Below are 8,665 nucleotides of genomic sequence, written 5' to 3' on the forward strand. Positions count from 1 at the left end.
ATAATCAGTTTCTGATCCAGTGTAGTGACGCGGGCGGGCGTTTGGCAATGACGGGGAAGGCAAGGTATCCTGATTTCCGCATAATCTTATGGGATTTTAGAATGAGCAAGATGCCGCTTTTTTTCATTATCGTGGTGGCGATTATCGTCATTGCCGCCTCGTTCCGTTTCGTGCAGCAGCGCCGCGAGAAGGCCGATAACGACGCCGCGCCGCTGATGCAAAAGCGCGTGGTGGTGACGAACAAGCGTGAGAAACCGCTTAACGATCGCCGCTCGCGCCAGCAGCAGGTGACGCCTGCGGGAACAGCGATGCGCTATGAAGCAAGCTTTAAGCCAGAAACGGGCGGGCTGGAGGTGACCTTCCGCCTGGAGGCGCAGCAATACCATCAGCTGACGGTGGGGGAGAAAGGAACGCTGAGCTACAAAGGATCGCGGTTTGAGGGGTTCAGGACGGAATAATGCACGAACGGTCCCCTCTCCCTGTGGGAGAGGGTTAGGGTGAGGGCATCAGGCCGCACCTTACTTCTTCACCTGCGCCTTAAACTTCTTCATCCACACCAGCAGTTCAAACACGCCGAAAATAAACACGCGCAGCTGCTGCCAGCCCGTCATCTGCGGGCCGTCTTTCGGCAGACCGTTTTTCAGCATCACCATCTGCAGGGCGTGCATAAACGACGTGAAAATCAGCGCCACGTTAACGAAAATGTTCATCGGGCGCGGGAACGGGTGCACCAGATTCAGAATCAAAAATGCCCAGACGCCCAGCATCAGCAAACGTCCCAGGTTAATCAGTACCGGCATCGGATCCTCCTTGTGCCTGACGGTGATACAGACGATAAGCAACCTGACCGGCGACCTTTTCTCGGTGCAGATCCCAGTGCGCGGGAACCGGCGGCAAACCGTTTTCCACTTCGCTTTCAACGTAAATGAGCGCGTCATCCGCCAGCCACCCGTTTTGCTCCAGCAGAGATAGCGTCTCTTCCAGCAGCCCCTTGCGGAACGGCGGGTCGACAAACACCACGTTGTGCGGTGTGCCCTGTTGCGCGAGGAAGCTCAGCGTGTTGGTGTTGACCACTTTGGCATTGCCCGCTTTCAGCGTCGCCAGATTTTGCTGCAGCGTCTGCGCAACGCCGCGCTCCATCTCCAGCAGCGTGGCGCTGGCGGCATAGCGCGACAGCGCTTCCAGACCTAATGCGCCGCTTCCGGCGAAGCAGTCCAGGCAGCGGGCGTCTACCATTGACGGGGCGAGCCAGTTAAACAGCGTCTCGCGCACGCGGTCGGTAGTGGGGCGTAGACCGGGGCTGTCCGGCACCGGTAATTTCCGGCCTCGCCACTGACCGCCGATAATACGAATTTGACCGGCCGGGGCGCGGTTGGGTTTCTTCATCTCAGGAAAGCTCTGTTAACAATTGGCCTGCGATTGCGGGCGGTGATGTCAATTAAGTAAAGTGTTAGACTATTTCATCATTTTTTTAGCTTACATGTATATAGCGCCGCGAGGAGTGTAGTCGCAGATGGCAAAACAAAAAAAACGTGGCTTCTTTTCCTGGCTGGGCTTCGGTGAAAAAGAGCAAGAAACAGAACAGAAAACCGAAGAACAACAGGTAGTTGAAGAGCAGTCGCAGCCTGAAACGCCTGTAGAAACCGCCGCGGTTGTCGAAGCGGAAGAAACGGCGCACAGCAAAGAAGAGATTGAATCCTTTGCTGAAGAGGTGGTTGAGGTCACTGAACAGGTTCAGGAAAGCGAGAAGCCAGAGCCGGCTGTCGTCGAAGACATTACCCACGCGCCGCAGGCCGTTATTGAGCACGAAGAGCTGCCGCTCCCTGAAGAGGTGAAAGCCGAAGAGGTTTCACCGGAAGAGTGGCAGGCCGAAGCGGAAACCGTTGAAATTGTTGAAGCGGTGGAAGAAGAAGCGGCGCTCGAGCCAGAACTGACCGACGAAGAGCTGGAAGCCCAGGCGCTGGCGGCGGAAGCCGCAGAAGAAGCGGTCATCGTTGTGCCGGTTGAAGAGCAAGCCGAAGAAGAGGCTGTTCAGGAGCAGGAAAAACCGACCAAAGAAGGTTTCTTCGCGCGCCTGAAGCGCAGCCTGCTCAAAACCAAAGAAAACTTAGGTTCCGGATTTATCAGTCTGTTCCGCGGCAAGAAGATCGACGACGATCTCTTTGAAGAGCTGGAAGAACAGCTGCTGATTGCGGACGTCGGCGTGGAAACCACCCGTAAGATCATCGCCAACCTGACCGAAGGGGCGAGCCGCAAACAGCTGCGTGATGCCGAAGCGCTATACGGCCTGCTGAAAGACGAGATGGGCGAAATTCTCGCAAAAGTTGACGAACCGCTTAATATTGAAGGCAAAACGCCATTTGTTATTCTGATGGTTGGCGTAAACGGCGTGGGTAAAACCACCACTATCGGCAAGCTGGCGCGTCAGTTCGAGCAGCAGGGCAAATCGGTGATGCTGGCGGCGGGCGATACCTTCCGTGCGGCAGCGGTTGAGCAGCTGCAGGTTTGGGGCCAGCGCAACAACATTCCGGTGATTGCCCAGCATACCGGCGCGGACTCCGCATCCGTGATCTTCGACGCCATCCAGGCCGCGAAGGCGCGTAACGTGGACGTGCTGATTGCCGATACCGCAGGGCGTTTGCAGAACAAATCGCACCTGATGGAAGAGTTGAAGAAAATCGTCCGCGTTATGAAGAAGCTGGACGAAGACGCACCGCATGAAATTATGCTGACCATTGACGCCAGCACCGGGCAGAACGCCATCAGTCAGGCGAAACTGTTCCATGAAGCGGTAGGACTGACGGGGATCGCGCTGACCAAGCTGGACGGCACCGCCAAAGGCGGGGTGATCTTCTCCGTGGCCGATCAGTTCGGCATTCCTATCCGTTACATCGGTGTGGGCGAGCGTATTGAGGATTTGCGTCCGTTTAAGGCGGACGACTTTATTGAGGCATTATTTGCCCGAGAGGACTAACAATGATTCGCTTTGAACACGTCAGCAAGGCCTATCTCGGTGGGAGACAAGCGCTGCAGGGGGTCACATTCCACCTGCAGCCGGGCGAGATGGCATTCCTGACCGGCCATTCCGGCGCGGGGAAAAGTACCCTGCTCAAGCTTATCTGTGGGATCGAACGGCCCAGCGCCGGGAAAATCTTTTTCAGCGGCCACGAAATTAGCCGCCTGAAAAACCGCGAAGTGCCGTTCCTGCGTCGTCAGATCGGCATGATTTTCCAGGATCACCACCTGCTGATGGATCGCACCGTTTTTGATAACGTCGCTATCCCGCTGATTATTGCCGGCGCCAGCTATGACGATATCCGCCGTCGCGTCTCTGCGGCGCTGGATAAGGTCGGGCTGTTGGACAAAGCGAAGAACTTCCCGATCCAGCTGTCCGGCGGTGAGCAGCAGCGCGTGGGCATCGCCCGTGCGGTGGTGAACAAGCCTGCCGTATTGCTGGCGGATGAACCAACCGGTAACCTGGACGATGCCCTGTCCGAAGGGATTTTGCGTCTGTTTGAGGAATTCAACCGCGTAGGGGTCACGGTTTTGATGGCGACGCACGACATCGGGCTCATTTCCCGTCGTTCGTACCGCATGCTGACCCTGAGCGACGGGCATTTGCACGGAGGCCACGGTGAACAAGCGTGATGCAATGAACCAGATTCGGCAGTTCGGAAACCGGTTTGACCGTTTCCGTAAGCCGCAGGGCGGCGGTGACGGCAATCGTAATACGCCAAAGCGTGCGAAAGCCGCGCCGAAGCCGAACTCCCGCAAGACCAACGTGTTCAACGAGCAGGTGCGCTATGCCTTCCAGGGGGCATTGCAGGATCTGAAAAGCAAACCGCTGGCGACGTTCCTGACGGTGATGGTGATTGCCATCTCCCTGACGCTGCCAAGCGTCTGCTACATGGTCTATAAGAACGTCAACCAGGCGGCATCGCAGTATTATCCGTCGCCGCAGATCACCGTCTATCTGGATAAAGCGCTCGACGATAACGCGGCGGCGCAGGTGGTCGGGCAAATCCAGGCCGAACAGGGCGTGGAGAAGGTTAACTATCTCTCGCGCGATGAAGCGTTGGGCGAGTTCCGTAACTGGTCAGGCTTTGGCGGCGCGCTGGATATGCTGGAAGAGAACCCGCTGCCCGCCGTGGCGGTGGTGATCCCGAAGCTTGATTTCCAGGGCACCGATTCGCTTAACACCCTGCGCGACCGCATCACCCGTATCAACGGGATTGACGAAGTGCGCATGGACGACAGCTGGTTTGCCCGTCTTGCCGCCCTGACCGGGCTGGTGGGGCGCGTATCGGCGATGATTGGCGTGCTGATGGTGGCGGCGGTATTCCTCGTCATCGGTAACAGCGTGCGTCTGAGCATCTTCGCCCGTCGCGACACCATCAACGTGCAGAAACTGATTGGCGCAACGGATGGTTTCATCCTCCGTCCGTTCCTCTACGGTGGCGCGCTGCTCGGTTTTTCCGGCGCATTTCTTTCACTGATATTGTCAGAAATTTTGGTGATGCGGCTTTCGTCTGCCGTCACTGAAGTGGCGCAGGTTTTCGGAACAAAGTTTGATATCAGTGGCTTAGGATTCGATGAGTGCCTGCTGTTGCTGCTGGTGTGCTCCATGATCGGCTGGGTAGCCGCATGGCTGGCGACGGTTCAACATTTACGCCACTTTACTCCCGACTAATAAAAGCGTGATATAATCTTTCCCTGCACCGAGATGTTCGCTCTGCAGGGAAAGCGTCCCTGTTGTCACTTCCCCTGTTATCATCTTCATGTCACATTTTGTGCGTAATTTATTCACTGTTGCACCTGGAACTTGTGGATAAAATCACGGTCTGATAAAAGTGTGAATGCTAATCTCGCTGCTCAAACGCTTTGGCATGGTTGTTGCCTGATGGGGACAGCCTGGACCAGAAGAAACATTGAGAGGAATGAATGACCAAAGAAATGCAAACTTTAGCTTTAGCCCCTGTTGGTAACCTGGAATCTTACATCCGGGCTGCGAACACCTGGCCGATGTTGACGGCCGAGGAAGAAAAGGAGCTTGCTGAAAAGCTGCATTACCAGGGCGATCTGGAAGCAGCTAAGACGCTGATCCTGTCTCACCTGCGCTTTGTTGTTCACGTTGCTCGTAACTACTCGGGCTACGGCCTGCCGCAGGCGGACTTGATTCAGGAAGGTAACATTGGCCTGATGAAGGCTGTACGTCGCTTCAACCCGGAAGTGGGTGTGCGACTGGTCTCCTTCGCCGTGCACTGGATCAAAGCAGAAATTCACGAATACGTCCTGCGTAACTGGCGTATTGTGAAAGTCGCCACGACAAAAGCGCAGCGCAAGCTGTTCTTCAACCTGCGTAAAACCAAGCAGCGTCTGGGCTGGTTCAACCAGGATGAAGTGGAAATGGTGGCGCGCGAACTGGGCGTATCCAGCAAAGACGTCCGTGAGATGGAATCCCGCATGGCCGCGCAGGACATGACCTTTGACATGTCCTCCGACGATGACGCCTCTGACAGCCAGCCGATGGCCCCGGTCCTGTACCTGCAGGATAAAACCTCTAACTTTGCCGACGGCATTGAAGAGGACAACTGGGAAGACCAGGCGGCGAACAAGCTGACCTTCGCGATGGAAGGCCTCGATGAGCGTAGCCAGGATATCATCCGCGCCCGCTGGCTGGACGAAGACAACAAGTCCACGCTGCAGGAGCTGGCCGACCGCTACGGCGTTTCCGCGGAACGTGTCCGTCAGCTTGAAAAGAACGCCATGAAAAAACTTCGCGCCGCTATCGAAGCGTAATCTAAGCGAAGTACACCGAGAACCCTCGAATGCAAATTCGGGGGTTTTGTTTTTTTAGCGCCCCCTCTGGCGAATTCCCTCCCCCTGGCAAACACTTACTGATGCGCTAAGCAGGCGACTTTCTCAGGGGGACAGGGTGAAAAATAATGAACTGAACGACCGGCGTTTACAGGCGACGCCGCGTGGCATCGGCGTGATGTGTAACTTCTATGCCGATACAGCCGAAAACGCCACGGTGTGGGACGTGGAAGGCAATGAGTACATCGACTTCGCCGCCGGGATCGCGGTGCTAAATACCGGCCATCGCCATCCAAAAGTCATTGCCGCCATCGAAAAACAACTCCACGCCTTCACCCACACGGCCTACCAGATTGTGCCGTATGAGGGCTATGTGGCGCTTGCCGAACGCATCAACCAGCGCGTGCCGATTGACGGTCCCGCCAAGACCGCTTTCTTCTCGACGGGCGCAGAAGCAGTTGAAAACGCGGTCAAAATTGCCCGCGCGTACACCAAACGCCCCGGCCTTATCACCTTTGGCGGCGCTTTCCACGGTCGCACCTTTATGACCATGGCGCTGACTGGCAAGGTCGCCCCCTACAAGCTGGGCTTTGGCCCGTTCCCCGGTTCGGTGTATCACGCGCAGTATCCGAATGAACTGCACGGCGTCAGCACGGCGGAAGCGTTGAAAAGCCTGGAACGCATCTTTAAAGCGGATATCGCCCCCGACCAGGTCGCGGCCATTATTCTCGAACCGGTTCAGGGCGAGGGCGGTTTCAACATTGCGCCAGCTGATTTTATGCAGGCCCTGCGCGCCCTGTGCGACACCCACGGTATTTTGCTGATTGCCGACGAGGTGCAAAGCGGCTTTGCCCGTACCGGCAAGCTGTTCTCGATGGAACATCACTGCGTGAAGCCCGATCTGATCACCATGGCGAAAAGCCTGGCGGGCGGAATGCCGCTTTCTGCGGTTTCTGGCCGTGCGGAGGTGATGGACGCACCCGCGCCGGGCGGGCTGGGCGGTACCTACGCCGGAAACCCGCTGGCGATTGCGGCGGCGCATGCGGTGCTCGACGTGATTGATGAAGAGGATCTCTGCACGCGCTCGGCGCATCTTGGCCATCACCTGGTGGAAGTACTGAACAAGGCGAAGGAACGGTGCCCGTATATCGCTGACATTCGCGCGCAGGGCTCGATGGTGGCGGTGGAGTTTAACGACCCGCAAACGGGTCAGCCTTCGCCGGAATTTACCCGCCAGGTCCAGGAGCGCGCGTTGCAGGAAGGGCTGCTTCTTCTGAGCTGTGGCGTCTACGGCAACGTCATTCGCTTCCTCTATCCGCTGACTATCCCTGAAGCGCAGTTCCGCAAAGCGCTGGACATTATCTCCGCGTCGCTGACACGTTAAAGCCACATGCCCGGCGAAAATCCCAGCCGGGCCTGGCATATATTCATTTCAAATTAGCTATTCCAAAATCATAAAAATCGGGTATGTTTTAGCAGAGTATGCTGAAAAAGCGCGGACAGCACACCTATAACTGACATAAAGCGCTGCACAACAACATCACAACAATCGTAATAACCATAATAATGGGGAATCTCAGGATGAACATGAAGGGTAAAGCGTTACTGGCAGGATGTATCGCGTTGGCATTCAGCACCATGGCACAGGCAGACATCAAAGTGGCTGTTGTTGGCGCAATGTCCGGTCCGGTAGCACAGTACGGCGACCAGGAATTTACCGGCGCTGAGCAGGCGGTTGCAGACATTAATGCTAAGGGCGGTATCAAAGGCGAAAAACTGCAGATCGTAAAATATGATGATGCCTGTGACCCGAAACAAGCGGTCGCGGTCGCGAACAAAGTGGTGAACGACGGGATCAAATACGTTATCGGTCACCTGTGCTCTTCCTCTACCCAGCCAGCATCTGACATCTACGAAGACGAAGGTATTCTGATGATCACCCCGGCGGCGACCGCACCAGAGCTGACCGCGCGTGGCTACAAGCTGACCCTGCGCACCACCGGTCTGGACTCTGACCAGGGCCCAACCGCGGCGAAATACATCGTTGAAAAAGTGAAGCCGAAGCGCATTGCCATCGTTCATGACAAGCAGCAGTACGGTGAAGGTCTGGCGCGTTCAGTGCAGGACAACCTCAAGAAAGCGAATGCCGACGTGGTGTTCTTCGACGGGATCACCGCCGGTGAGAAAGACTTCTCTACCCTGGTGGCGCGTCTGAAGAAAGAGAATATTGATTTCGTTTACTACGGTGGCTACCACCCGGAAATGGGCCAGATCCTGCGCCAGGCGCGCGCTGCAGGCCTGAAAACCCAGTTTATGGGCCCGGAAGGCGTGGCGAACGTGTCCCTGTCTAACATTGCGGGTGAATCAGCCGAAGGCCTGCTGGTGACCAAGCCGAAGAACTACGACCAGGTCCCTGCGAACAAACCTATCGTGGATGCCATCAAGGCGAAGAAACAGGATCCAAGCGGCGCGTTCGTCTGGACCACCTACGCGGCGCTGCAGTCTCTGCAGGCGGGCCTCAACCAGTCAGCCGATCCGGCTGAGATTGCCACCTGGCTGAAAGCGAACACTGTCGACACCGTCATGGGGCCACTTTCCTGGGACGCGAAGGGCGATCTGAAAGGCTTCGAGTTCGGCGTGTTTGATTGGCATGCGAACGGGACTGCTACTGACGCGAAATAAGACTGGTGCGGGTTGATGCCCTCACCCTAACCCTCTCCCTGTACAGTCCGGGGACATGGTAGACAGGTGTTCGGGGACATGGTGAACACTTTTTAACATCCTTTACCCATGGTGATCGACTTTTTCTTCAGGTCGATCACCCCCACTTTCGTGCTGTACCACCACA

The 8,665-nt window shown here is 56.4% G+C and carries 10 protein-coding genes; 7 read left to right on the forward strand and 3 right to left on the reverse strand.

The features are described 5' to 3' along the window. Window positions 1-101: 101 nt before the first annotated feature. On the forward strand, window positions 102-458 hold the full coding sequence (locus K5E19_RS22500; protein ID WP_221553167.1) for a DUF2500 domain-containing protein: 357 nt from the start codon (window positions 102-104) through the stop codon (window positions 456-458). A 60-nt stretch (window positions 459-518) separates the two neighbouring features. Here K5E19_RS22500 and K5E19_RS22505 read toward each other — a convergent pair whose 3' ends face one another. Both K5E19_RS22505 and rsmD read right to left on the reverse strand, forming a co-directional pair. Further along, entirely contained in the window at window positions 519-800 is a 282-nt protein-coding gene (locus K5E19_RS22505; RefSeq protein ID WP_010436509.1) for a DUF1145 family protein, read from the reverse strand. Next, window positions 784-1,386: a 16S rRNA (guanine(966)-N(2))-methyltransferase gene (rsmD, locus tag K5E19_RS22510; RefSeq protein WP_221553168.1), complete on the reverse strand. Its 603-nt coding sequence runs from the start codon at window positions 1,384-1,386 to the stop codon at window positions 784-786. The genes K5E19_RS22505 and rsmD overlap by 17 nt, the downstream gene beginning before the upstream one ends. Window positions 1,387-1,513: 127 nt before the next feature. On the opposite strand from rsmD, the gene ftsY reads away from it, so the two are divergent. The 6 genes from ftsY to livJ all read left to right on the forward strand — a co-directional run bounded on the left by ftsY (window position 1,514) and on the right by livJ (window position 8,499). Next, complete coding sequence (gene ftsY / locus K5E19_RS22515) at window positions 1,514-2,974, forward strand: signal recognition particle-docking protein FtsY (protein ID WP_221553170.1); 1,461 nt, start codon at window positions 1,514-1,516, stop codon at window positions 2,972-2,974. Window positions 2,975-2,976: 2 nt separating this feature from the next. After that, entirely contained in the window at window positions 2,977-3,648 is a 672-nt protein-coding gene (gene ftsE, locus K5E19_RS22520) for a cell division ATP-binding protein FtsE (RefSeq protein ID WP_008500091.1), read from the forward strand. Further along, window positions 3,635-4,690, forward strand: a complete 1,056-nt coding sequence (gene ftsX / locus K5E19_RS22525) for a permease-like cell division protein FtsX (RefSeq protein ID WP_126545877.1) — start codon at window positions 3,635-3,637, stop codon at window positions 4,688-4,690. The genes ftsE and ftsX overlap by 14 nt, the downstream gene beginning before the upstream one ends. Window positions 4,691-4,941: 251 nt before the next feature. Beyond that, window positions 4,942-5,799, forward strand: coding sequence for an RNA polymerase sigma factor RpoH (gene rpoH / locus K5E19_RS22530; protein ID WP_010436497.1), 858 nt, complete (start codon window positions 4,942-4,944; stop codon window positions 5,797-5,799). Window positions 5,800-5,935: 136 nt separating this feature from the next. Next, on the forward strand, window positions 5,936-7,201 hold the full coding sequence (locus K5E19_RS22535; RefSeq protein WP_221553172.1) for a 4-aminobutyrate--2-oxoglutarate transaminase: 1,266 nt from the start codon (window positions 5,936-5,938) through the stop codon (window positions 7,199-7,201). Window positions 7,202-7,398: 197 nt separating this feature from the next. Further along, window positions 7,399-8,499: a branched chain amino acid ABC transporter substrate-binding protein LivJ gene (livJ, locus tag K5E19_RS22540; RefSeq protein WP_146198314.1), complete on the forward strand. Its 1,101-nt coding sequence runs from the start codon at window positions 7,399-7,401 to the stop codon at window positions 8,497-8,499. A 92-nt stretch (window positions 8,500-8,591) separates the two neighbouring features. On the opposite strand, the gene K5E19_RS24275 is transcribed toward livJ, so the two are convergent. After that, window positions 8,592-8,665: hypothetical protein (locus tag K5E19_RS24275; RefSeq protein ID WP_225614602.1), on the reverse strand; the 74-nt coding region annotated here is incomplete at its 5' end.

Source organism: Enterobacter sp. RIT637 (assembly GCF_019718755.1).
In the GTDB taxonomy this organism is placed as follows: Bacteria; Pseudomonadota; Gammaproteobacteria; order Enterobacterales; family Enterobacteriaceae; genus Enterobacter.